The 25,022-nt window shown below is 63.5% G+C and carries 21 protein-coding genes and 1 tRNA gene; 6 read left to right on the top strand and 16 right to left on the bottom strand.

Annotated elements, in window-relative coordinates; translation table 11 throughout:
* Nucleotides 1-30 precede the first annotated feature (30 nt).
* Both phoU and phoB read left to right on the top strand, forming a co-directional pair.
* Nucleotides 31-738, top strand: coding sequence for a phosphate signaling complex protein PhoU (gene phoU / locus ACFELO_RS11295; protein WP_440957866.1), 708 nt, complete (start codon nucleotides 31-33; stop codon nucleotides 736-738).
* Nucleotides 739-753: 15 nt separating this feature from the next.
* Nucleotides 754-1,440 (top strand): phosphate regulon transcriptional regulator PhoB, encoded by a 687-nt coding sequence (phoB, locus tag ACFELO_RS11300; RefSeq protein WP_009802996.1) that lies wholly within the window; start codon nucleotides 754-756, stop codon nucleotides 1,438-1,440.
* 105 nt (nucleotides 1,441-1,545) lie between these two features.
* On the opposite strand, the gene ACFELO_RS11305 is transcribed toward phoB, so the two are convergent.
* From ACFELO_RS11305 to ACFELO_RS11370, 14 genes are all read right to left on the bottom strand, one after another.
* The gene (locus ACFELO_RS11305) at nucleotides 1,546-2,748 is read right to left on the bottom strand and encodes an acetyl-CoA C-acyltransferase (RefSeq protein WP_440957867.1); all 1,203 of its coding nucleotides are present in this window, start codon (nucleotides 2,746-2,748) and stop codon (nucleotides 1,546-1,548) included.
* 35 nt (nucleotides 2,749-2,783) lie between these two features.
* Nucleotides 2,784-3,707 carry an SDR family NAD(P)-dependent oxidoreductase gene (locus ACFELO_RS11310; protein ID WP_440957868.1) on the bottom strand — a complete coding sequence of 308 codons (924 nt, stop codon included), beginning with the start codon at nucleotides 3,705-3,707 and terminating at the stop codon, nucleotides 2,784-2,786.
* Between the two features lie 95 nt (nucleotides 3,708-3,802).
* On the bottom strand, nucleotides 3,803-4,333 hold the full coding sequence (locus ACFELO_RS11315) for a hypothetical protein (protein ID WP_440957869.1): 531 nt from the start codon (nucleotides 4,331-4,333) through the stop codon (nucleotides 3,803-3,805).
* Between the two features lie 282 nt (nucleotides 4,334-4,615).
* Nucleotides 4,616-5,488, bottom strand: a complete 873-nt coding sequence (locus tag ACFELO_RS11320; protein WP_440957870.1) for a M23 family metallopeptidase — start codon at nucleotides 5,486-5,488, stop codon at nucleotides 4,616-4,618.
* Entirely contained in the window at nucleotides 5,488-6,150 is a 663-nt protein-coding gene (locus ACFELO_RS11325) for a hypothetical protein (RefSeq protein WP_440957871.1), read from the bottom strand. Before ACFELO_RS11325 ends, ACFELO_RS11320 begins: the two co-directional genes overlap by 1 nt.
* Before the next feature lie 71 nt (nucleotides 6,151-6,221).
* Nucleotides 6,222-9,335 carry an efflux RND transporter permease subunit gene (locus ACFELO_RS11330; RefSeq protein WP_440957872.1) on the bottom strand — a complete coding sequence of 1,038 codons (3,114 nt, stop codon included), beginning with the start codon at nucleotides 9,333-9,335 and terminating at the stop codon, nucleotides 6,222-6,224.
* Nucleotides 9,319-10,563 (bottom strand): efflux RND transporter periplasmic adaptor subunit, encoded by a 1,245-nt coding sequence (locus tag ACFELO_RS11335; RefSeq protein WP_440957873.1) that lies wholly within the window; start codon nucleotides 10,561-10,563, stop codon nucleotides 9,319-9,321. The genes ACFELO_RS11330 and ACFELO_RS11335 overlap by 17 nt, the downstream gene beginning before the upstream one ends.
* 35 nt (nucleotides 10,564-10,598) lie before the next feature.
* Nucleotides 10,599-10,922, bottom strand: a complete 324-nt coding sequence (locus ACFELO_RS11340; RefSeq protein WP_440957874.1) for a hypothetical protein — start codon at nucleotides 10,920-10,922, stop codon at nucleotides 10,599-10,601.
* A 93-nt stretch (nucleotides 10,923-11,015) separates the two neighbouring features.
* A tRNA-Arg gene (locus ACFELO_RS11345) sits at nucleotides 11,016-11,092 on the bottom strand.
* Between the two features lie 172 nt (nucleotides 11,093-11,264).
* Nucleotides 11,265-12,959, bottom strand: a complete 1,695-nt coding sequence (locus ACFELO_RS11350) for a methyl-accepting chemotaxis protein (RefSeq protein ID WP_440957875.1) — start codon at nucleotides 12,957-12,959, stop codon at nucleotides 11,265-11,267.
* A gap of 135 nt (nucleotides 12,960-13,094) precedes the next feature.
* A complete protein-coding gene (locus ACFELO_RS11355) occupies nucleotides 13,095-15,092 on the bottom strand; it encodes a TonB-dependent receptor plug domain-containing protein (protein WP_440957876.1) in 1,998 nt (665 codons plus the stop codon).
* Between the two features lie 25 nt (nucleotides 15,093-15,117).
* Nucleotides 15,118-15,621: a hypothetical protein gene (locus ACFELO_RS11360; RefSeq protein WP_440957877.1), complete on the bottom strand. Its 504-nt coding sequence runs from the start codon at nucleotides 15,619-15,621 to the stop codon at nucleotides 15,118-15,120.
* A gap of 172 nt (nucleotides 15,622-15,793) precedes the next feature.
* Entirely contained in the window at nucleotides 15,794-16,783 is a 990-nt protein-coding gene (locus ACFELO_RS11365; protein ID WP_440959920.1) for a P1 family peptidase, read from the bottom strand.
* Nucleotides 16,784-16,982: 199 nt separating this feature from the next.
* Entirely contained in the window at nucleotides 16,983-19,403 is a 2,421-nt protein-coding gene (locus tag ACFELO_RS11370; RefSeq protein WP_440957878.1) for a TonB-dependent receptor plug domain-containing protein, read from the bottom strand.
* A gap of 172 nt (nucleotides 19,404-19,575) precedes the next feature.
* Here ACFELO_RS11370 and ACFELO_RS11375 point away from each other — a divergent pair, with 172 nt between their 5' ends.
* Nucleotides 19,576-20,526 carry a LysR substrate-binding domain-containing protein gene (locus ACFELO_RS11375; protein ID WP_440957879.1) on the top strand — a complete coding sequence of 317 codons (951 nt, stop codon included), beginning with the start codon at nucleotides 19,576-19,578 and terminating at the stop codon, nucleotides 20,524-20,526.
* A gap of 44 nt (nucleotides 20,527-20,570) precedes the next feature.
* Nucleotides 20,571-22,313 (top strand): gamma-glutamyltransferase, encoded by a 1,743-nt coding sequence (gene ggt, locus ACFELO_RS11380; RefSeq protein WP_440957880.1) that lies wholly within the window; start codon nucleotides 20,571-20,573, stop codon nucleotides 22,311-22,313.
* Nucleotides 22,314-22,368: 55 nt separating this feature from the next.
* On the opposite strand, the gene ACFELO_RS11385 is transcribed toward ggt, so the two are convergent.
* Entirely contained in the window at nucleotides 22,369-23,838 is a 1,470-nt protein-coding gene (locus ACFELO_RS11385) for a RimK family protein (RefSeq protein ID WP_440957881.1), read from the bottom strand.
* On the bottom strand, nucleotides 23,835-24,314 hold the full coding sequence (locus tag ACFELO_RS11390; RefSeq protein WP_440957882.1) for a GNAT family N-acetyltransferase: 480 nt from the start codon (nucleotides 24,312-24,314) through the stop codon (nucleotides 23,835-23,837). The genes ACFELO_RS11385 and ACFELO_RS11390 overlap by 4 nt, the downstream gene beginning before the upstream one ends.
* Nucleotides 24,315-24,576: 262 nt before the next feature.
* Here ACFELO_RS11390 and ACFELO_RS11395 point away from each other — a divergent pair, with 262 nt between their 5' ends.
* The gene (locus ACFELO_RS11395) at nucleotides 24,577-24,762 is read left to right on the top strand and encodes a hypothetical protein (protein ID WP_440957883.1); all 186 of its coding nucleotides are present in this window, start codon (nucleotides 24,577-24,579) and stop codon (nucleotides 24,760-24,762) included.
* A gap of 71 nt (nucleotides 24,763-24,833) precedes the next feature.
* The gene (locus tag ACFELO_RS11400) at nucleotides 24,834-25,004 is read left to right on the top strand and encodes a hypothetical protein (RefSeq protein ID WP_440957884.1); all 171 of its coding nucleotides are present in this window, start codon (nucleotides 24,834-24,836) and stop codon (nucleotides 25,002-25,004) included.
* Nucleotides 25,005-25,022: the final 18 nt, after the last annotated feature.

Consider the following 25,022-nt stretch of genomic DNA (forward strand, 5'->3'; position numbering starts at 1 on the left):
GCGAAAACGGACCTTTGAAAGGCCAACGCAATGAACACGACGCATAACGCGCCGCATATCGTCAAAGCCTTCTCCGAAGAGCTTGAACAATTGACCGCCGATGTGGCGGCCATGGGCGGGCTGGCCGAAAGCATGGTCAGCGACGCGCTCCAGGCCGCGTCCAGTCGTGACGGCGATCTGGCTGACGAAGTGCGTTTGCGCGACGCACAGGTCGACCAGATGCAACGCGATATCGAGAAGAAGATCATCCGGCTGCTGGCCCTGCGCCAGCCCATCGCCCAGGATTTGCGGGTCTGCATCGCCGCGCTGAAGATCGTCTCCGATCTCGAGCGCGTGGGGGATCTGGCCAAATCCATCGCCCGCCGCGTGCACACGCTGAACGCCTCTGACCCGACCGCCCTCAATGGCGCGGTCGAGCGCATGGGCCGCGTGGTGCAAAGCCATCTGCATCAGGTTCTGGACGCGTACGCCACGGGTGAAGCCAGCCGCGCCGTCGCCGTCTGGGAACGCGATGACGATGTGGACGAGCATTACAACGCCCTGTTCCGCGACCTCGTCACCGCCATGCGCGATGACAGCTCGATGATCGAGCCGGGCGCGCATCTGCTCTTCATCGCGAAGAATCTCGAGCGTATCGGCGATCATGCCACGAACGTCGCCGAAGTGGTCCATTACCTGGTTACCGGGCAAGAGCTGACGGCTGATCGGCCGCGCGGCCCTCGTCCTGAAACGTCCTAGCGAAGGGGGTTCGCCATGCAACCGCATGTTCTGGTCGTAGAAGACGAAGACGCTCTGTCCGAGCTGCTTTCGTACAATCTCAAGAAGGAAGGCTTCCGCGTCTCCCTCGCCGCCGATGGCGAAGAGGCGATGATGCTGGTGGAAGAGCGCCAACCCGATGTGGTGGTGCTGGACTGGATGCTGCCGAAAATCTCCGGCATCGAAGTCTGCCGCCGCCTGAGAAGCCGCCACGAAACGCGCAATCTGCCGATCATCATGCTGACCGCGCGCGGCGAGGAAGCGGACCGCATCCGGGGGCTCGACACCGGGGCGGATGACTACATCGTCAAACCCTTCCTGATGAAAGAGCTGTTCGCGCGCGTTCGCGCCGTTCTGCGCCGCATCCGCCCGGGCCTGGCCGAGGACTCTGTCACGGTCGGGGACATCACCATCGACCGGGTGGCGCACCGCGTGGTCCGCTCCGATCTCGAGATTCACCTGGGCCCGACCGAGTTCCGCCTGCTCGATTATCTTATGCAGCACCCCGGACGTGTGTTTTCTCGGGAACAACTGCTTGATGCGGTGTGGGGTTCTGATGTTTATGTGGAGGCGCGCACGGTAGACGTGCATATTGGTCGCCTGAGGAAAGCGCTCAGTGCGGGCGGTGAGCACGATCCGATCCGGACGGTGCGTTCAGCCGGCTATGCGCTGAACGCCGCCTGACTTCCGCAAATACGACGCCAAGGAGCTGCAGACCCCGCGGCGTCGTTAAAAAGGCCGGCCTGGTTCTCCAGGCCGGCCTTTAACTTTTCAGGTCTGCAAAGTCGCCTAGAGGACTTCGAACAGGCCCGCAGCGCCCATGCCGCCGCCGACGCACATGGTGCAGACGACGTATTTCACGCCGCGGCGTTTGCCCTCGATCAGGGCGTGGCCGACCATCCGGGCGCCGGACATGCCATAGGGGTGGCCGACCGAGATCGCGCCGCCATTGACGTTCAGGTTCTCGTTCGGGATGCCCAGCTTGTCACGGCAGTACAGGACCTGCACGGCGAACGCCTCGTTCAGCTCCCACAGACCGATATCGTCCATGGTCAGGCCATTGGCCTTGAGAAGCTTGGGAATGGCGTAGACCGGGCCGATGCCCATTTCATCCGGATCCAGACCCGCAACCGCGATGCCGCGATAGGCGCCCAGCGGTTGAAGACCGCGCTTCTCCGCTTCCTTGCTTTCCATCAGCACGGCAGCAGACGCGCCGTCAGACAGCTGGGAGGCGTTGCCCGCTGTGACGAACTTGCCTTCCTTGATCTGCTGGCCGTGTGCGAAGACCGGGTTCAGCGATTGCAGGTTCTCAAGCGTGGTGGAGGGGCGGTTGCCCTCGTCCTTCTCCAGCGTGACTTCCTGCTTGGAAATTTCGCCGGTCGCCTTGTCCTTCACCAGCATGGTGGAGGTCAGCGGCACGATCTCGTCATTGAACTTGCCCGCTTCCTGAGCGGCGGCGGTGCGCTGCTGCGATTGCAGGGCGTACTCGTCCTGGGCCTCACGGGAGATGCCATAGCGCTCGGCCACGATCTCGGCCGTTTCCAGCATGGACATGTACAGGTCCGGGCGGTGTTCATTGATCCACGGATCGAACGCCTTGTGCAGGTTCATGTGCTCGTTCTGCACCAGCGAGATCGACTCAAGGCCGCCGCCGACAGTGACGTTCATGCCGTCGGAAATGATCTGCTTGGCGGCCGTGGCGATCGCCATCATGCCCGAAGCGCACTGACGGTCCATGCTCATGCCGGACACAGAGGTTGGCAGACCGGCGCGGATCGCGGCCTGGCGGCCAATGTTCTGGAAGGTCGAGCCCTGCTGCATGGCGGCGCCGATGATCACGTCCTCGATCTCGTCGGGCGCGACCTTGGAGCGTTCCACGGCATGCTTGATGGCGTGGCCGCCCAGTTCCTGGGCCTGGGTGTCGTTAAAGGCGCCGCGATAGGCCTTGCCGATCGGCGTACGGGCGGTGGAGACGATAAGCGCTTCACGCATGGTGAGGCTCCTTTGCTGGCTTAAAGGACGAGGACCTAGCCCAGGGCGAGGTCGAAATGCTTGGCGGCGTACTGGATGAATTTGAAGGTCTGGCGGGCGCCCTCTTCAAACTCTTCCTGGCCATGATCAGAGGTGATCTTGTCGATATTGGCGAGAACGTTCTCCGCCGTCTGGTCTTCCGGCGGCAGGTAGATGCCCGGCGTCTCATAGATCTTGGTGGCGGCGTAACCGCCTGCGCCGGCGCACAGAATGGTGCGCTCGGGCGCGTTTTCGGCGCACAGGGCGACCAGGCCCGCGGTGACGCTTTCGGGCGTCATCAGCTTGGCGGCCTCTTCAGGGATCAGCCCTTCGGTCATGCGGGTATGGGCGGTCGGGGACAGGGTGTTGACCTTGATGTTGTTCTTGCGCCCTTCCAGATGGAGGACGTTCATCAGGCCCACAACCCCCATCTTGGCGGCGCCATAGTTGGACTGGCCGAAATTGCCATAGATTCCAGAGGATGAGCTGGTCATCACAATCCGGCCATAACCGGCCTCTTTCATGTGATCCCACACCGCCTTGGTGCAGACGGTCGTCCCCCACAGGTGAACTTCCATCACCGCGCGGAAGTCATCCAGGGTCATTTTCGAGAAGCTCTTGTCGCGCAGGATCCCGGCATTGTTGACCAGGATGTCGACCTTGCCCCAGGTCTCGCGCGCGGCGTCGACCATGGCGGCGACTTCATCAGGCTTGGTGACATTGGCGCCGTTGGCGATGGCTTCACCGCCGGCGTCCTTGATCTCTTCAACGACGGTTTCAGCAGCGCTCAGCGAAGAGCCGGTGCCATCCACGGCGCCGCCCAGATCGTTGACGACCACCTTGGCGCCGCGACGCGCCAGTTCCAGTGCGTGAGAACGGCCCAGACCCGCGCCCGCGCCGGTTACAATGGCGACGCGGCCATCAAAACGAATATCGCTCATGGCAAAATGCCTCCCTGATCAATCGGTCTTTTCGCGTATGCGAACCGGTTTTGATCAGGAAAGCAATTGCTGCGGCGCCGCGCAAGGTACTTAAGCTATAAAAGAAAGGCCGGTTCAGACACAGTGTCAAAGCCGCTGCGGCAGATGAAGGCCTGCACGGAGGCGTTTGAAAGCCCTGAAATGAAAGCCGAATCGGTCAGCGGATGGCGACCGTCGGACGAGGGTTTCACGCTGCTGCGTTCATCGGACTTGCCGCCCACATGACGCTCCCAGTCATCGAGCGCCTCATCAACGATCTGCGGATCAAGATTGAGGGCGTCGACACAGGCGGACAGACGCGCGCCGGTCGTATGGCGCAGGTCGAGCACGATCTGCAGCTTGAGCACTTCATCAATCGGCCAAAGGCGCATCCGACCGCCATGGGGGCGAACGCCGTGAACGGCCTTGATGAAGCCCAGACGCTGAAGGTGGCGAAGGACACCCGTCGAGACGGGCCGGTCCACCGCTTCGGTGATCACTTCGTCATCGGTGAGAAGCTTGCGCAGGCGCCAATCGTAAACGAGCAGAGCGCCCAGGGCGCCCGGGTCCCGCAGGGTAAAGTCCGTCCGTTCTGCCAGTGCTGCCATATCAGCCCCCTATGCACACGCCTATTCAAATCTGAATGCGTATATTGAGTTCGTCTAATAAACATATTCGTCGAATTGTCTTAATGAATAATTTCGAGATTTTCTGAGACATATGAGAATAACTCGCAGAGGGATCCCGCAAGTATATGAATTATATATCTTTTGAAAATCGGCGTTCCGACCTGGCACATAGACCTTGGTAGAAGACGGGACCGCCTTCCCTTCAGGATTGCACTCAGCGAATCAATTCACCCAAGAACAGGGCAAACCGACTGAATGCAGTCAGCCGGCCTCACCATCCGAAGCTGACAGAAGCGCCTGATAACTTTCGACCAGCGCCAGATAGGGCGGGACATGGGTGTTCTGAAGCCCGCTTCCGGTCTCGACCGCCATGCGGATCTCGAAATGCAGGTGAATGGTGGTGGCGTTGCCGCCAAACTCGTTCGAGACATACCCGATCCGCTGACCGCGCTCGACCTCATCGCCGGGTGAAACCCGAAGCGTGTCCCGATCCAGATGCAGATAGGTGTAGCGCACGCCGTCCGCCGTCATCAGCCTGACCGAGTAGCTGCCGACCGAAGTGATCACGCCATCATCCGCCGCCACAGCCCAGTGCAGGGCGTCCTCGCAGCTGGCAGGGCGGATATCCTGCCCCTGATGCCCGGTTCCGGCCGGACACATGGGCGTGGCATAGCCCCGCGTCTCGCAGAAATTGTCCCGCCAGGCATAGCTGTAGTTTTCCGAGGCGCACTGCCCGCCTCCGGGACCCAGATAGCCGCCATGCCCATAAACCTGGGAATTGGCGTAGGCCTGCCCCGCCTCAAGCGGAAAGCGCATGCCCGGCGCATAATTGATCTGGGCGATCTGCCCCACCCCGCTCTCGGGGATCAGGTCTCCGGGCGGCAGGAAGGCGACCGGGGCAAGGCCCTCATCCATCAGGGGGCCATCAGGCTCGGGCTCGGGCTCGGACTCGGGCTCGGGTTCCGGTTCGGGTTCGGGTTCCGGTTCGGGTTCAGGATCTGGCGTAACGGGCTCTTCTTCCGCCGCAGGTTCAACAGGCGTTTGTGGCGGAGCCTCAAACGGCCAGAAGACCAGAAGCGCGCCGCCAAGACCTGCGACCAGGCCGGCAAGGATGATCTCGACAGGACGCGGCATCACGGTGCCTCCCTGTCCCGCGTGCCGGGCATGAGCTGCAGCGACGCGTAAAGGCCATCGCCATACGCCGGAGCGCTGCAACGCGTATCCGTCTCGGGCGCATCGCATTCCAGCGTGATCGAGTAGGCGGCGTTATAGCGGTGGAACGTGATCTCCCGGCCATACGCCGTCGGCGTGCTGCGATACCCCTCCTCGCCGGTCCCGCGCAGATGACGGGCGCTCAGAGGGTCAGGCGGCACGGCATGCGCCAGACGCGTGCCGAACACCTCGATCAGCATCCCCTCGGCTTCAATGACAAGGGTATAGAAATCTCCACGAGGGAACAGGCGCGCGTTCGCCAGAGCCTCAAACCCCAGCGCGTCCTGCGTTGGCGTCAGGATCGGCACTTCTGTCGCCACGCCTTCTTCGGCCGTGACATTGCCCGGCACGACCGGGCGCGGCACGGCGCGAACAGCGGTGAAGCTGGCGCGCTGACGCTGCAGAACATCCCGACGCACGGCCTGCCAGTCCACCTCGACGGCGACCGGAGCATCAGGCTGGGGTTGGGTTTGCTGGATCGCGCCCAGACGCGTGGGCTGAGCGCTGGCGGCGCACGTCATCACCCCCGCCAGACCGCATCCGGCGATGAGGATTGTCACGTGTCGCGCCACCAGTCCCAGCATGCGCCCCTCCCGAGCCTCGGACGCATTTTAATATATTATTAACGACGTGGCGACGCCTTTCAGAGCACGCGTCAAACTGCTTTGGGTTCAGGTGCTTGCTCTGGCGCAGGCGCAAACCAGGCGTAAACCGCGGGCAGGATGAACAGCGTCACCAATGTCGAACTGACCAGTCCGCCGATAACCACGACCGCCAGTGGACGCTGGACTTCAGAGCCCACGCCGCTGGCGAACAGCAAGGGCGCAAGCCCCAGCATGGTGGTCGCCGCCGTCATCAGGACCGGCCGCACGCGCAGCAGCGCGCCCGTCACGCTCAGCCGGTCCCGGTCCCCGCCTTCCAGCGCCAGACGGTCCAGGAAAGAGACGAGCACCATGGCGTTGCCCAGCGCGATGCCGAACAGGGCGATAAAGCCCACGGACGCCGGCACAGACAGGTTCAACCCGGCCAGCCAGAGCGCGACAAGCCCGCCCACCAGCGCCAGCGGGATGTTCAGCACGATCAGAAGCGCACTCATCATCCGGCCGAACGCGGCCAGGAGCAGCAGGAAAACCAGTCCCAGCGTCACCGGCACGATCACCGCGAAGCGGGCATTGGCCTGTTGCTGCAGCTCGAACTGCCCGCCCCATTCCAGAAGATAGCCGGGCGGCAGGTCGAGTTCTGACGCCACAGCGGCCTGCGCCTCCCGTACAAACGACCCTATATCACGGTCACGCACATTGGTCTGGATGGTGATGAACCGCCGACCATTCTCACGCGTCACCTGACGCGGGCCTTCGATCCGCTCCACCCGCGCCAGCGCCCCCAGAGGAAGACGCTCGCCATTGGGGCCTTCGATCAGGGTGCGGGCAATGCGTTCGGGCGTGTCCCGATCCGCCTCGGCATAGCGGGCGATGATGTCGAACCGGCGCACGCCGTCAAACACCTGGCCGGCTTGCGCCCCGCCAATGGCGTCCTGCACCGTTTCCAGAACGTCAGCGACCTGCAGCCCGTAGCGGGCGATGGCGGCGCGATCCACCTCGATGCTGATCTGCGGCGCGCCGCCAACCTGTTCGACCTGCACATCGGCGGCGCCACGAACAGAATTGACCACAGCCGCGATCTCACTGGCTTCCCGCGCCAGCACCTCCGTGTCTGGTCCAAACAGCTTGATGGCGATCTCGGCGCGCGAGCCGGTCAGAAGCTCGTCCGTTGCGGCCGCAATGGGCTGGGTGAAGTTGAACTGGGCGCCGGGGAAGTCCTCGAACGCTTCACTCATGTGCGCCAGCAAAACTTCCTGATTGCGCACCGCCCCCCATTCCGAACGCGGTTTGAGCGCCAGAAAGGATTCCGCATTGTTGACCGGGTCCGCATGGGCGCCGACCTCACCGCGACCCACGCGCGTCACCACGCGCTCGACCTGGGGGAAGCGTTCAAGCACCTGCTGCTCGAACCGGGTGACGGTGTCCCGCGCCGCATCAAGCGAGATCGAGGGCGCCATGGTCATACGCACCAGAATGTCGCCTTCATTGAGCCGGGGTGAGAATTCCGATCCCAGCCGGGTGAAAGCCAGCGCGCCGGTTACAAGCATCAAAGCCGCAAAACCGGCTGCAAGGCCGCGACGGGCCACGAAAAACCCGATGGCGTCTCCCAGACGGGACCGGCTTATCCCCGCGTCCTGCCCGTCCGCGGACACTCGCCCCAGAAGCCGGCTGGCGGCAGGCGCAATCAACACGGCGAAGACCAGCGATCCCGCCATGGCGAGGATCACGGCAAAGGCCAATGGCCGGAAGGTTTTCCCCTCCACCCCCTGCAAGGTGACGATGGGCAGGAAGACCAGCATGACGATGGCGATCGAGAAGCCGAGCGGTTTGATCACTTCAGACAGCGAGGCGGCCAGCACAGCCGTCCGCCCGTCCTGCGCACATCCGGCCAGTCGGCGGCGGGCGTTCTCCACGATCACCACGGCCCCGTCCACCATCATGCCGATGGCGATGGCGACGCCGCCCAGCGACATCAGGTTCGCTGACACGCCCAGAAGCCGCATGGCGATCAGCGCAAAGGCGACCGAGAACGGGATGGAGGCCGCCACGATCAGCCCCGGCCGCCAGCCGCCCATGAACACCATGAGCAGGACGACAACCAGCAGCGCCCCCTGCCACAGGGCCGTCGTCATGGTGGAGACGGCCTGGTTCACCAGTTCGGACTGATCGTAATAGGGCCGCGCCACCACGCCTTCGGGCAGGGCTGCATTGACCGCGTCGAGCCGGTCCGTGACCGCATCGATGACCGCATTGGTATTGGCGCCGGTAAGCTTCAGGACGAGACCGGCGACCACTTCGCCCTCCCCGTTCATGGTCGCAAGCCCCTGACGCGGCGCGCCGCCAACGGCGATGTCAGCGATCTCGCTCATCACCACCGGAACGCCGTTCACGGCCTTCACCACCACCTGACGCAGATCCGCCTCGCCATGCAGCAGGCCTTCGGCGCGCACGGTGTACTGCTCGTTATTCTCGACGATGTATTGCGCCCCGGCATTCAGATTCGCCCGCTCAAGCGCGGTGATGACATCGCGCATGGACAGGTCATACTGAATGAGCGCCTGGGGGCGCACATTGACCTGATACTGGCGCTCATACCCGCCCAGCGACAGCACTTCGGTGACGCCCGGAACCGTCTGCAGATCAAGCTTCACCAGCCAGTCCTGCACCGTCCGCAAGCCGATTAGGTCCGCATCCGCGCTTTCAAGATAATAGAACAACACCTGGCCGAGCCCGGTGGTGATCGGGCCCAGCTCGGGCTCGCCAAAGCCCGACGGAATATCCTCCCGCGCCGCCGACAGGCGTTCAGACACCAGCTGGCGGGCCAGATAGATGTCTGTCCCGTCCTCGAAATAGACGGTCACCACCGACAGGCCGAAGGTGGAGTTTGACCGCACCTGCCGAAGCCCGGGCAGCCCGCTCATCGCGGTTTCCACCGGGAAGGTGACATAGCGCTCCACCTCCTGCGGGGAGAGACCGTCCGTCACCGTGAAGACCTGCACCAAAGGCGGGGTGATGTCTGGGAAGGCGTCCACAGGCAGGCTCCGCCAGGAGACCGCACCCGCCAGCACCACGGCCAGAAAAGCGATCATCGCCACACCGCGCGCGGAAACGATGCGAACGGCCCAGCTCAGGCCGACCGCAGGGGAGGCGTTAGTGGTTATGGCCATCGCCGAACGCCCCCTTCTGGAGTTCAGATTTCAGGGCGAATGCGCCTTCAACAACGATCGGGTCGCCCTCGTCCAGACCCGACAGGATCTCGACATAGGCGGCGCCCCGCCGACCCAGCCGGACCGGGCGCGGCTCAAACCCGTCTTCTTCAGGCACAAAGACGACGCTCTGCCCTTCCAGGGTCTGGATCGCGCTCGTCGGCGCGCGCAATAACTGCCCGGCCGCGCCATCTTCGAGCTCCACGGTGACAAACGCGCCCGGCATCAGGCGGGACGCCTCGTTCTCCACAATCAGGCGGGCAAGACCCGTGCGCGTCTCCGCGCCGATCTGGGGCGCAACGAAGCTCACTTCGGTGTCGATATACGCGTCCGTCGACAGGCGGATTCGCGCGCGTGCGCCCGGCCGGACCCGCATCAGGTCCGGGCCGTAAATCGCAGCGTCCACCCACACCTGGCTGGCGTCTGCGATGGTAAAGGTGGGCATGACATCGCCAGCTTCGGCGAACTCGCCCCGCACGGCGTGCCGCTGGGTGATCACCCCGCTCATGGGCGCGCGCAGGGAATACCGGCTCAACGCCCCCGTCTCGGGATCGGCCAGCGTGTCGCGCGCCGCTTCATCAATGCCCAGGGCATCAAGCTGGAACTCGGCGCTTCGCACCGCGATCCGCGCTTCCTCGAGCGCCCGCCGCGCGGTCTGGAACCGGCTCTCGGTGGACACGCCGCGATCAAAGAGCTCCCGCTCGCGATCAAACTCGGGGCGGACCAGCTCCAGTGAAGCCAGAGCGGACAGATAGGCGGCCTTGGCTTCGGCCAGTTCCCGACTGTCGAGCACGGCCAGCAAATCGCCCGCCTCCACCTCATCGCCCATGCTGGCGTAAACCTCGCGGATCACGCCTTCCACAGGGGCGGACACGAGCGCGATCCGGTTCTCGTCAAACCGAACCTCGCCGGGCAGCTCGATCCAGCCGCCAACCGGGCCGGTGCTGACCTGGCCCAACGCGATGCCCAACGCCTGCCGCTCCTCGGGCGAGAGGCTGACAAGGTCATGGGTTTCGCCGTCCTCATGATCATGGGCGTGCTCGCCTTCATGGTCTGAAGCGGCGTCATCATGGTCGTGCGCTTCCGGCCCGGAAGGCGCATCCGTGCAGCCCGCAAGCGCGAGCGAGATCGCTGCAAGGCATGCAGCGAGGGGGAAGGCGAAACGCCCTCCGTCAATCTGGTAAGTCATGGGTATCCCTGAAGGTCAGTGCGTCGTGAAAAGGTTCAGACGATGACGCTCCGGGGCGGAGAGTAAGGGGGCGCAGTGGCGCGCGTGCTGAAGCCCATCGGCTGGTCAACACGCTCCAGCCCGCTCTCGGACAGGCCGGCAGGCTCGATCAGGCTCGGCAGCAGCACCAGGTGATGGGTGACGCAGGCGTCCTGACAGGGCGCTTCAGCGTCATGATGATCATGATCCGCATCCAGGTGATGGACGGAATGCCCCTCGCCCGCCTCGATCACCATGTCATCCACCGCACACGCCAGCTGCGCACTGACCATCAATGCGGTCAGCGCCAGAAGCACGGTATGGAAGAAGCGATGCGCCATGTTGCGAACGATACTCAACACCGCCCGCGCAAACAAGCGCGCAAGGTGCGGCGAAAAGCGCAAGCCCTGTTCTCGTCTCGATTTTAAGAAGAATGGCGCGCCGGGGAAGATTCGAACTCCCGACCCCCAGATTCGTAGTCTGGTGCTCTATCCAGCTGAGCTACCGGCGCCTGTTTCGTCGTCGGGACCGCGTCGGTCCTTGTCGGCGAGGCGCGGAAACTAGCCAAGGCTTGACGGATTGGCAAGCGTCCTGACTGCGCTTTTCTCACCTTTGATGCAGCGAGGCCGGAACCGCCTGAATCCTCAAGGATCAGGCGCAGATCCGGCCTCGTCGCGTCTTGCTTATGCGGCGCGAACCGCAGAGAGGAAGTCCCGCACACGACTGGCCAGACCGCCCGCTTCCTGGCGGACCGTGGCGGCGGTTTCCTGAACCGTGCCGGCCTGAGAGCTGGTCTCGTCGGCGGAGCGGCTCACCTGCTCGATATTGGCGGACACACGCTGGGTTTCGGCCGCAGCGCTTTGCGCCGAGCTGGCGATCTCGGTCGAGGCGGCGCGCTGCTCGTCAACGGCCGCGTTGATGGCCGAGGCGACATTGAGCATTTCATCAATCACGCCGCGCACTTCCTGCATGGCCGATTCCACCGCGCCGGTTGCGGACTGGATCTGGGTGATCTGATTGTTGATCTGTCCCGTCGCGCGGCCCGTCTGTTCAGCCAGCGTCTTCACCTCGCTGGCCACAACCGCGAAGCCCTTGCCGGCTTCGCCGGCGCGCGCGGCCTCGATGGTGGCGTTCAGCGCCAGAAGATTGGTCTGCTCTGCGATGTCGGAGATCAGCTTGACCACCTGGTCAATCTCGTTGGCGGCGGCTGTCAGTTGGCTCATCTCGGTGGAGGCGCGCTCCATCCGTTCCTTCGCCTGACCGGACACGTCGCTGGAGCGTTCAACCTGCGCCGCGATTTCAGAGACAGAGGCGGACAGCTCTTCAGCTGCAGACGCCACGGTCGCAACGGCTTCGGACGCCACCGCGCCTGCGCCCGACACTTCACCCGCGCGCGTCGTTGTGTTGGCGGATGCGCCCACCAGAACCTCTGCGGTTTCCTGAAGCGCGCTGGCGGACATGGTCACCGCCTCCAGCGTACGCTCCACAGCCGCGTCAAAGTCGGCGGCCAATTGTTCGATCTTGCGGGCGCGTTCAGCTTCCGCCTCGCTGGCGCGCTGGCTTTCACGTTGCAAGCGCGCGGCTTCCTCACCGCTATTGCGGAAGGTTTCCAGGGACTCAACGATCGCCCCCAGCTCGTCGGCGCGCTTGAGGTCGCTCACATCGACAGAGAAATCGCCCGCCGCCAGTAGTTGGGTGGCGCGTGCGATGGATTTCACAGACCGGCTGACGGCGCGCCCGAAACCGAAAGCGACAGCGGTCAGGCCCAGCGCCACAACCAGCGTGGCGACCGCGAACAACCATTTGGTCCGATCGGCGGAGGCATTGGCGGCCTCGGCGCGGGCATTCGCGCGGCTCACAGCGGTTTCGCTCAGGCTGACAATGTCAGCGTTCATCTGATCGAACACTGCGTCAAACGGCTCGATAAAGCTCACGGCGCTGGCGAAATCCATTTCCAGCATGGAGCCCACGACTTCAAGACCGCCGGAATAAAGCTCAAGCTGTTCGTCCAGATTGGCGAAGACCTCTTCATTGGCGCCGCCAGACCGCTGGTGAATTTCCGCAAAGCGAGAGCGCAGCTCACCTACCCGCGCCGTATAGCCGTCAAAGCGGGCGAACACATCCACCTGACGCCCTGCGGCGACGGCGGTCAGGGTCTGATAAACGTCCGCGTTCAGGGATTCCGTCTCGGTGCGCAGGGAATCCAGCTCGATCACATTGGTCAGACGCTCGACCGTCTCGCGCTGGCTGTTCGCGACGCCATTCAAGGCGAAACCGCCCATCAGGGCGATGCCGATCAGGGCCAGAACCGCAAAAGCCGGCGCAACGCCGAACTTCAACGAGAATGGCCAATCATTAAAACTCAGACGCTTGAACATCGTTTTGCGACCCCTTTAAATCCCAGCGTGAGCATATGGTTATTACCAACCTAAGCCTGATTGTTTAATAGGTTATGCATGCTCACCTCTGCAGTCCGCCGCCCCGCGAGAGCGAGGCGGCGGAACAGGCAGGCTCTAGAAATTCGCCCGCAGGCTGACCCAGTACCGGGCCTCGGTCTCGTAGACCGGCGTCGTCAGCTCGCCGTCATCGAAGTTGACGTTCTGGGCCGTGAAGGACAGGTCCAGATTGTCAGACAGCGCATAGCCAGCGCGCGCCGAGAACGAGATATGACCGTCAACATCCCGGGAAGCCACAGCGCCGAAAGCCGGCTGGAACGGCATGGTCGTTTCCGACACATAGTTCGCATAGCCATCCAGGTTGACGCGTCCGGAAGTCCAGCCCAGATGAGCGTTGAAGGTGTGCTCTGGCGTCACGCCTTCAAAGTTAAGCATATGGTCCAGAGCGAAGTCCGGAAGGCTGTCGTCCACCGACTTGTAGGTGTAGCTGAGGTCCCAGCGCACCGCCTCGCCAACCATGCCCGCCAGCGAGCCTTCAAAGCCCCACAGCTTGGTTTCGCCATGATTATCAAAGGTGTAGGCCGGAAGCGGCGCAGCTGGCGGCAGCATGTTCGGAGCCGTGCCGAACGCGCCTTTCACATCATCGGTATTCTGCCAGAACAGCGCCGTGCGCAACTGAACGCCATTGGACAGGCTGCGGTCATAGGCGAGCTCGATATTGTCAACGATGGACGGCTGAATGTTCGGATTGCCGATCAGAGTCACAGCGCCTGCGGGCAGCAAGAAGCCCATGTCAAACATGGTCGGCGCCTGCACGCCACGCGCGGCGGACAGACGAACCGTGCCGCCGAATTCAGGCTTGTAGACAAGCGCCGCGTTGTAGCTGAACTCCTCAAAGCTGGCGTCGTAGTCAGACTGGGCCCAGGGATAGAGCGCCGGGTTCGGAGAGCCGTCACGGCTCCAGTCCACCATGTCGTAGCGAACCGCCAGCGTCGTCTCGAGCGAGCTGGAGAATTTGTGGTTCCACATGCCCGAGAAGGCGAGCGTTTCATAGTTGAGGTCGCCGGCCGTCGGATCGGGGAAGGACGCCGTCTCGGCGGTGCGGAATTCGACCGCCACACGCACCGTGTCACTCGAGCCGATCTTGATCAGATCCTGCAGCTTGAACGAAGTCAGTTCGCCATTGAGATCACCGAAGCTGTAGCCGATCTCGGATTCATTGCGGTAGGCGCTCAGCGTGATGTAACCGAAATCGGTGTCCGCGCCGAATTCACCCTGATAGGACGTCAGATCATAATCCGTAGCGATCGAGGTGTAGACCGAGCCCAGCTCCAGCGTGGTCGCTTCAGACTGGGTAAACTCGAAGGTCAGGCCGATCTTGTCGGTGAACTTCACCGAACCTCCGAGTGCAAAATGCTCACGCTCGAAGTCAGGATTGGCCGCCCGCTGGTTGTTGGCTTCGATGGCATCCGGCTCCGCGTCAAAGTCACGGCCATCCGTACGGCCATAGCTGAAGCGCAGGGCGATCTGGTCATTCAGCGCGCGGCCGCCGGACAGGCGATACTGCTGATAGCCATTGGTGCCGTATTCCGCGGCGCCATTCGCGTAATCGCCATAGGCGGGATTGCGGGTGATGATGTTGATGACGCCAGCCACCGCGTTGAAGCCGTAGAGCGCCGATTGCGGGCCCTTGACCACTTCGATCTGCTGGATCTCATCCAGGCTGACCGGTAGGGTCGACCAGGCGGTATAGCCATAGCTGTCGAGATAGACTTCGCGGCCGTTCACCAGCACCAGAAGACGCGGAGTATACGGCGCCGCTGCCGAGCGGATGCCCACTTCGCCCTGCCCCATCGAGAACCGGGCGACATCAATGCCGCTGTAATGGCGCAGAATGCCCGGAATGTCGTATTCCGGCGCGCGGGCGATCTGGTCCTGGGTGATGATGATCATCGTCGCCGGGACATCGGTGGACCGCTGCGGGGCGCCCGTGGCGCCGGTGGTCACCGGCTCGCCGAACATTTCGCCCATCACCTGATAGTCGATGGACTGGGCGTTGGCGGCTGCGGAAGTCGCGATCAGCGCCGCCGCGGAATAAAGCAGAGTGTTTTTCATCGTCTCGAATCCTTCCGAGGCAGCGTTAGATTTCTTCGACCATCATGGCGAAGGCGGTGGAGAAGCTGACCGAGGCGGAGCTCGCCGCCGCGCTGTTCACCACGATGCGGACGGAGGGCTCGCTCTGGACGCCCATCACACAATTGCCCGCCTGCACGCAGGCCATGTTTGTGGAAACGGTCATGACGCCTGCAGAGGTTGCGGCCTGAACCGCCCCGGCATTCGTCGCCGCGCCGCCCAGGAACAGGGCGGCGTCAACGCCGCTGACAGCCTGACCGACCGGCACCAGCTGGCCGTTCAGCGTGACGCGGCCCGCGCTGAGACCGCCCGCCATCGCGGCGTTCAGGACCTCGGCTTCCGCCGCACTGGCCGGATCAAAGACGATAGCGACCGTCCGGTCCGTGCCGGACGCGCCTTCAAGGAAGCTCAGCGCCCGACCGACGACCGCCAGGTCACGCTCTGTGGTCTGTGCAGACGCTGCGCTGCTGAGCAGGACGGCCAGGCCGACTGCGCTTAAAATGCGGATCATTCTCATACCCCAACACAAGTATAGTGAACTCGTTCATTGGGACTGATGCAGCTTAAGCCGTGAATGACCTCTTAATCGTGTGTTCCCCACACGCGAGAAATGAATATATTCACCAATAAATTCAGTAGTTTAAAAATATGCTTTTTCTTTTGGTGAGTTATTGTCGCATTCCTCAAAGTCGCGCCGCATGCACCGCACGCGCGATTGAACGCGTTAAGCAATCTGCGGCCAGACTTCCGAGGCGAGTCAGACTGATCGCGCGCGGGTCCTGGATCTCGTGTGCGCCTGTCGACAATCCGAAGACGACATCCCCGTCCACGGGCGCGTGAACAGGCCGGATCGCGCGCGCAAGACCATCCTGCGCCATCACCGTCATGCGCCTGGTTTCATCGCGGGTGAGCGCCGCATCGGTCGCAACGATCGCCAGCGTGGTTTGCGTCCGGACGCCGGGATTGAGCTTGGCCGCGCCCCAGTCTTCCAGCTCGGCCATCTGACCGGGGTCAGGGCGACGCCCGCCGAATTCCTGACCCACTTCAAAGGGCCAGGCCCAATAGACATCCTCCTGTCCGGGCATGGTCACAGACCCGAAACAGTTCACCGCCACCAGCGCCGCCACCGTCACGCCATCCTCGCCGCGCCAGCTGGCGGAGCCGATCGCGCCCGGAAGCGTCCCGGCGCTCGCCCCATGCCCCGCGCCATAGGCGCCCAGCATGACCGGGCCGCCGCGACGGGCGTCTTCAAGGGCAGCAAAGCCGAGATCGCGATAGGGCGGCGTGCGCCCCCAGGTCTTGTCCCCGCCATTGGCGAGATCATACAGACACGCCGCCGGCACAATCGGGGATGCGGGGATGCCCGGCATGTCAAACAGGGCGAAGCCGCGCCCCTGATCGCCCAGCGCTGCGGTGACGGCATCCGCCGCCGCCAGCCCGTACACCGATCCGCCGGACAGGACGATTGCATCCACGGTTTCAACAAGGCCACCCGGATTCATCACATCGGTTTCCCGCGTGCAGGCCCCGCCCCCGCGCACATCCACCGCCGCCGTGAAAGGCTGGTCGCACAAAAGGACGCTGACGCCGGTCCTGGAGCCGTCATGTTCGGCGCGCCCGACCCGCAGTCCGGCGATGTCGGTAATATCGTTTCGGCTGGCCGGTCCGCCCATGGCGCTGGCTCCTGTAGTGGCGACGCACGCCAGCGCGGGCGCGAGCATCATGAATGAACGACGATCAAACTGCGGCACAGGCTCCCCCAGAGCGCTCGGAACGCAACCTCGCCATCTTAACCACGCCTGACGCCCTGCCCACAAAAAACGACCCCCGCCAGCGCGCCGGCGGGGGTCTGATGATCACAGTCGCGTCAGCCTACCAGGTATAGCGGATGCGGCCGTAGACATAACGTCCTGAGAAGCCAAAGGGACTGAAGCCCGAGAACGGGAAGATGTCCGAGAACGTCCCCGCAAGGTTCGGGTCTTCCGAGGTGGCGTCCGGATACTCGTCAAACAGATTGTTGGCGCCGAACGAGACGGTCAGCCCTTCAACCACGTCCGCAGAGAACTCCGCGTCCACAATCGTCTTGGCGTCGAGCACCTCATCGCCAGAGCCATCCGCCGCCGAGCCCGGATCCACGGTTTCACCAAACCGGGTCGCGCGCAGCACGCCGCCAAAGGCGCCGCGGCTCCACGTCATCGACGCGATCAGCTTGTCGTCAGGCTGCCCCTCTTCGAAGCGGGCGATCTCACGACGGGCAAACAGGGTGACGCCCGGAAGCACTTCAGAGCTCGGCGCCTGGGTGACTTCGGTCTCATTGCGGTTATAGCCCAGCGTGAAGTCGAAATCGCCGTAACGTTCCGTGCCCACGCCATAGGTGGCGACAATGTCGATGCCGCGGGTTTCGGTCTCAACGCCATTGATGAAGAAGCGTGCGCTGGTCACGCCATTGATACCCGCAGTCTGCAGGAGATTTTCAACGGTCGCGCCCGACAGGTTTTCAGACAGGACAATGCGATTGTCGATGTCGATGGCGTAGGCGTCCACCGTCAGGCTGAATGCGCCCTGAGTGAAGACCGCGCCGCCCGAATAGTTCATCGATTCTTCGGCATCGAGCGCCTCACCGCCCAGCGCCGCAGCCACCGGGCTGTCCGCCGGGAAGGTGCCCACTTCAACCGGGGTGGGTGGCGTGCCGGTGAACACTGTCGAGGTCGATGTGAAATAGGCTTGCTGCAGCGACGGGGCCCGGAACCCGTTGGAGATCGCGCCACGCAGAGCAAGGGACGGGGTCAGCTCATAGCGGGCGGACACCCGTCCGGTGACGGTTTCGCCGAAGTCGGAATAGCTTTCCGCCCGCACCGCGCCCGTCAGAAGCAGGCGATCGGTGACGTCCGCTTCCAGATCAAGATAAACGCCAAAGGAGTCGCGATCCTCGTCGATCTCATTGCTCGGCTGGAAGCCCGGGAAGACCTGGCTGCCGCCCGGCAAGGTCGGATCACCCGTGATGTAGCTGGCTTCCTCGCCGGCTTTGATCTCATAACCTTCGAGACGGTATTCCGCGCCGAAAGCAACCGAGAGCGGGCCCGCCAGACCGTCCAGGTCATAAGAGCGAACGAAATCAAGATTGGCGGTGATCTGGTCATAGATCAGAGAGCCCGCATCAAACGAGGTCGGGCTTGAAGCGCCCAGCGAGGTGTTGAGCGAATTTTCAACGCCATAGCCCAGCTCGTTGCGGCCATAACCCAGGGACGCATCCCAGTCCCAGCCGCCGACCACGCCGCGCGCGCCGCCAACTGCAGAGAAATCCTCGATGTCGGTCGTGATCATCGGCAGGAAGCCGTCCGGATAGATGGCCAGCACATTGCGGCTATCCTGAGCGCGACGATAGAAACCGGCAGCTTCACCCTCACGGCTCTGATAGCCCGCCCAGCCGTAAAGCTCGGTCGTGGCGTTGATGGGCAGCCCCGCATTGGCGAAGAAGGAGAAGGCCTCCGCTTCAGCCAGACCAAACCGGTGATTGATGCGATCAAAGGTCAGCTCGCGCGGATCCAGACCGCCACCGGGCAAGCTGGGATATTGCTGGCGTGGATCCGGGCCGGCCCGATTGGTGGGCTCGCGATCCAGATACTCAGCAGACAAGGTCAGAAAGCCGTCACGCCCGAGCGGCAGGCCGACCCAGCCCGAGACATTCAGGGTGTCCCCGTCACTGGCGGAACGCTCACCCGTGGTCAGCGGAATATCCGTGGCGTACTGGCCATAGGTCGCGCTGACCTGACCGCCTTCACTGGCTTCGCGCAACTGGACATCGATCACGCCGGCAATGGCGTCCGATCCGTATTGCGCCGAAGCGCCGTCGCGCAGGACCTGAACGGACCCCACGGCGGAGGTCGGAATGGTGTTCAGGTCCACCGCTGCCGAGCCGCGCCCCACAGAGCCGCCCAGATTGACGAGCGCGGAGGAGTGACGACGGCGCGAATTGACCAGAACCAGCGTCTGATCCGGACCAAGGCCCCGCAATGTAGCCGGACGCACATGGTCCGTACCGTCCGTGATGGACGGGCTCGGGAAGTTGAATGACGGCAGCGAATACGCCAGCGCCGCGTTCAGCTCGGTAATCCCGGTGTTCTCAAGTGCGCTGACATCGACAACATCAACAGGCGCAGTGGTTTGCAGGGCCGTGCGCCCTTCGGACCGGGTCCCTACCACCACGATGATGTCATCATTGTCGGCTGATTGTGCATAGGCCGTCGCAGCCGTCAGTGCTGCTAAGGAAACGGCGCCAAGAAGCTTCTTCATTGTGTCACACCCCAATTGCTGAAAAGACACAGAACCAAGTGCACCCCTCTCTGCACACTCGCCCTGACCATAAAAACACCCGTTAATTCAATGATTGGGATAGACTATAGAGCCAGGGACGAGCGGGACGCTGGCTGATGTTGCGCCACAACACAATTAAGAAGCACTCAATATGGATTTAGAAAAACTAACACTGGAACCAGCTTCCACCTTGCCACTCAATGCCTTGCGGACGTTTGAGTGCGTTGCACGTCACGGAAGCGTGACCCGGGCCGCGGCTGAGCTGGGCGTTACGAGTGGTGCGGTTTCGCAACAGGTCCGCCTGCTGGAAGAGCTGATCGGCGCCAAGCTGACCGTCCGCGCCGGCAGGGGCCTTGCCCTGACCGCTCAAGGGCGCGCCACGGCTGAGATGGTCCACGACGCCTTTCAGCATCTGCGAGAAGCCAGCATTCGCCTGAGCGCGCATCAGGACCCGGGCCTCATTCGGCTGGGCGCGCCCGGAGCATTTGCAGCGCGCTGGCTGTCGCCCCGCATCAATACCTTTGAAGCCGAGCACCCCGAATACCGCGTTCAACTGGTGACCGACCCTACCCCGGAAAGCCTGCATCGCTTTCAGCTCGATATGGAAATCCGCTTCTCAGAAGCCCCGCCACAGGGCGTTCAGACTGTGGAGCTCTTGAGCGAAAGCCTGACGCCCGCCGTTGCTCCTGACCTTCTCAAACCGGACGCCCGGCGCGTGAACTGGCGTGCGGCAGCCGAAGCCTTGCCCCTGGTCCATCATGAGCGCACAGGCGGTGAGCCTGTCGGCCCCAGCTGGGCGCAATGGCTCGATCAGCGCGGCGTTCGGCGGCAGGATACGTTGAGCGGGGACCGCTATAACCGGCATGACCACGTCCTTGAGGCCGCGGCGCATCATCGCGGTCTGGCCCTCGCGCGACGCAGCCTCGCCGAACCGGACATCCTGTCCGGGCGACTGGTTTTCTTGATCGACGCGGGCGCCACCCCACTTGGCTGGGGGTATCATTTGCTCTGGCCGGAAGGCCGTGCACTTCACACGGCTGCACGCCGTTTGAAAGATTTCTTGATGGAAGAGGCCCGTCCGTTTGAAACTCCGGGCCTGTGACGGCCCTGACGAGAACCGGCCTTAGAAGGCTGTGAAAGGATAGTATGACCCGCATCGCCCTGCTCACCGCCGCCTCCGCCTTCGCCCTGGTCGGGTGCAATGCGCCGACCGAATCTGAAACCGACGCCCCTTCCCCCGCGGAGCCGACTGAAAACACCGCTCCCGTTGGCGGCATGGTGGCCGCCGCGAACCCGGATGCCGTGGAAGCCGGCCTCGCCGCGTTGCGTGCTGGGGGCGACGCCGTGGACGCCGCCATTGCGGTGCAGACTGTGCTGAGCCTGGTGGAGCCGCAAAGCTCCGGCATTGGCGGCGGCGCCTTCATGGTTCACTACGACGCCTCCACCGGCGAGGTGAACGTCTATAATGGTCGCGAGCGCGCGCCCATGGGCGCGGACGAGAACCTGTTTATCAACCCCGAGACCGGCCAGCCCTACCCCTATGTGGAAGCCTGGCGCTCGGGCCTGTCCACGGGCGCGCCCGGCGCCATCGCCATGCTGGCTATGGCCCATGCCGAACACGGCCAGCTCGATTGGGCGGACAATTTCAGCTTCGCCATCGACCTTGCGGACAATGGCTTTGAAGTCGCCCCGCGCCTGTCCAGCATTTCCCAGCGCATGGCGGGCTTCACCGACATGGAAGAGACCGGCCCGGCGGCGAGCTACCTCTTTGACGAAAACGGCGCGCCCTGGCCGGTCGGGCATGTGCTGACCAACCCCGACTATGCCGACAGCCTGCGCCTCATCGCTCAGGACTGGCGCAACTTCTATGAGGGCGATCTCGCTCGCGCTATCGTCGCGGCGGTCAACGAAGCGCCCCGCCCCGGCTATCTGACCGAGGAGGATCTGGCGACGTACGAGCCGGTCAAGGTCGGCGCCCTGTGCTCGCCCTATCGCGGCTATCAGATCTGCTCGGCCCCGCCGCCCGCCTCTGGCGGCATCGCGGTGGGCGCCATCATGGGCATGCTCGAAACCTTCGACATGAGCGCGCACGGCCCCGACACGCCTGAAGGCTGGGCGCTGTTCATCGAAGCCAGCCGCCTCGCCTATGCTGACCGCGACCATTATGTGGGCGACACTGACTTTGTGGACGTGCCGGTCGAGGGTTTGCTCGATCGCGACTATCTCGCTTCGCGCGCCGCGCTGATCAATCCGGCCCAAGCCATCCCCGAGATCAGCCACGGCACGCCGCCGGGCGCTGAAGACCGCCCCGAAGACGCCACCGATGACCGTCCGGGCACCAGCCATTTCGTCGTGATGGACGCAGACGGTGATGTGGTCTCCATGACCACCACCGTGGAAAGCCCGTTCGGGTCGGGCCGCATGGTGGGTGGTTTCTTCCTCAACAACCAGCTGACCGACTTCTCCTTCACCGCGCGGGATGAAGAAGGCCGCCTGCTGCCCAACGCCGTGCAGCCGGGCAAGCGTCCGCGCTCGTCCATGTCCCCGACAATCGTGCTGGATGCGAATGGTGAGTTCGAACTGGCCACCGGCTCGCCGGGCGGCAACTCCATCATCGCCTACACCGCCAAAACCCTGGTGGGCATGCTCGACTGGGGGCTGAGCCCGCAAGAGGCGGCGGCACTTCCCAATGTGGTGGCACGCGGCGACACGGTGAATATCGAGGAAGGCTTTAACGAAGCCATCATGGCCGAGCTGCGCGCCCGCGGCTTCACCATCCAGGGCGGCCGCGGGGAAAACTCCGGCATCCACATCATCCGCGAGCTGGAAGACGGCTCGCTGATCGGCGCGGCGGACCCGCGTCGGGACGGCACAGCGGAACAGCCGTAAACGTTGCTCCAAACGCCAACGAAAAGGGCCGCGCGATGCGCGGCCCTTTTTTGTTTCAGCGCCCGGCGGAGAGGCGTTTTTCAAGCCGGGTCGAGAACCAGTCCACAATGGCGCGCCACAGCGCGTCCTTGAGAACCGCGCCTTCCACGGACTGTTCCAGATTGGGGTTGTCATTGATCTCCATGACCACGACCCCCGCCTCGGTTTCTTTGAGGTCCACCCCGTAAAGCCCGTCGCCAATCAGGCGCGCCGCGCGCACGGCGGTCTCCACAACCTCTTGCGGCGCATCCTCGATGGCCAGCGTGGAGGTGCGGCCCGCCGTCATCTTGCCGTTCTCGCCATGCTTGACGATCTGCCAGTGCCCGCGCGCCATGCCATAGCGGCAGGCAAACAGCGGCTTGCCGCCCAGCACGCCGATGCGCCAGTCGAACGTGGTGGGCACAAAGCCTTGGGCGATCAGAAGCGCGGTCTCGGCAAACAGGCGTTTCGCGCCCGCTTCCAGCTCTTCCAGCGTCTTGGCCTTGACCATGTCGAGCCCGAACGAGCCATCCGGCGTTTTCAGGATCACGGGCGAACCCAGCCGTTCGAAGACTTTCTTGAGATCAGACTTCTTGTCGATCACTTCGGTGGGCGGGATCGGCACATGGGCTTTTTCCAGCAATTCCTTGAGATAGACCTTGTTGGTGCAGCGGATCATCGACACTGGATCGTCGATCACCGGCATGCCTTCCTGATCGGCGCGGCGGGCGAAGCGATAGGTGATGTTGTCGATCGAGGTCGTCGCCCGGATGAACAGCGCATCAAACTCGGCCAGGCTGGGCAGATCATTGGTGTCGAGCACTTCCACATCCACGCCCATCTTGCCCGCCACATCGATGAGACGGTTGATGTCGGACGGCTGGGAGGGCGGGGTCTTCTCATTGGGATCGACCAGCACCGCCAGCGACCATTTGGCGTGCGCCTTGGCTTTCGGATTGCGCACAGTCGTGCGGGTATAGCTCGCCAGCGCGCTCAGAAAGAAGGCGCGCTGCTCCGCGCTCATCCTGTTCAGGGGCACCGGGCGGATGCGGGTGATGCGCGGCGTGCGCTCATGACTGATCTCAAGCTCGAGCGCCGGCGTGCGGAACCAGTCGCTGACCTCACGCGCCAGCCGCTCATAGCCGGTCTGGGCCGTCTTGGAGAAGGCGATGAAGACCTCTTCAACCGGCGCGACACCCTTGGCTAGCGTGTCCGCCAGGCGGGCGTTCAGGTCCGGCAAAGCGTGGGCATACAGATCCTTGCGCGACAGCTCGACCATGGTCTGCACGGTCGGGCTGACCCGGTGACCGCGCGCCTCGGCCAGCAGCGCCGCGTAATAGCCTGCGCCCTGATAGGCGTAAGAGCGCGCCAGATTGAGCACATAGGGGCGCCGACCGGCGAACAGGGTCGGGTTCGCCAGATAGTCTGACACCCGCATCACCTTGTGCGGGGTTTCGGTCTGTTTGAGGTCGGATTCGCTTTCGACCAGAATCAGCCAGTCCGTCATTGTTCAAAAATCTCCGCAGCCCTCTGAGGGACTGCTCTGTCCATAACCAGCGCAGACGTCCCGCCTGCGTAATGATCGGGTTTGATCCCGCGTTCCACAAAGCCGCATTTGCGATAAAGCGTGCGGGCCGGGTCATTGTCGGGCCTGACTTCAAGGTTCAATCGCTTGCACCCCTCCAGCGCCGCGAAAGCGAGCGACGCCTCGACCAGCGCGCGCCCGACGCCGCGCCCCTGGGCGCGTTCGTCCACAGCGAGTGAGTAGATTCGCGCGGCTTGACCGCCCTTGCGAACCAGCACGACCACCGCGCCCAGTATGCCATCCCCGGATTCGGCGACCTGCACGCAGCCTTTGCGCGTCAGGAACCGCCGCCAGCTGCGCACGGAAATCCGGTCTCCCGGAGCAAACAGGCTCTCAAGATGCATCAGGGCCAGAAGGTCTGAAATCGTCGCCGAGCGAACACTGACGCCGTGCGTCATGGAAGCGGGGGCTCCACAGGAAGACAGTCTGGTCCGCGCGCCCTCGCGCGGCTCTGTCATCGCGGCGGTCAATACGCCCGAAGGGCGTCAGCTGCAACCGGAAACAAGGGCAGAGCCCGGTTTGTAACAATTTGTTTTCAGTCGCCGCAAAACTCCACTTGCCGAAAACAGAATTCAATCGCCATCTATTGCGTGTGGCGCGGATTGCGCCGCGACGCCCCAGCATTCGCCGGCGCCTATCTTGTTATGGAGAGTGTGCGCAATGCGCACGCAGTATCAGTCCTCAATCGCCAGCTCGGCCCGTTCGGCCATGTTTGGTGGTGAAGCCGCCTCTCTTTACAGACCCAGCAGCTCCGATGCTCACCTTCATCCCGGCGCGGACAAGCCGCGTCCGCACAAGGTTCGCGCACGCGATCTCTGGGCCATGCTGTCCGCTGTCGGTCGCTAGACCGCGCGGACTTTCCGGGCGGTCCTCAAGCCGCCCGGCTTCACACTCCATCAGTATCAGGATCTACGGCCATGGCCGGATTGAAAAAAACGGGCCCCGCCCAGAAAGCCAAGAAACGGCGCGCCACTGCGCCCTGGGCTCCCAGCTATCCTTTCGACACGAGTGATCGCGCCTCGCGCTTTCACCCCCATCGCTGGGACAATGACAACCATCGTTATGATGGAGAGTACGAGGAGCGCTAGGCGCTGACTCAAGGCTTT

The sequence above is a fragment of the Oceanicaulis sp. LC35 genome (genome assembly GCF_052055585.1).
GTDB lineage: Bacteria > Pseudomonadota > Alphaproteobacteria > Caulobacterales > Maricaulaceae > Oceanicaulis.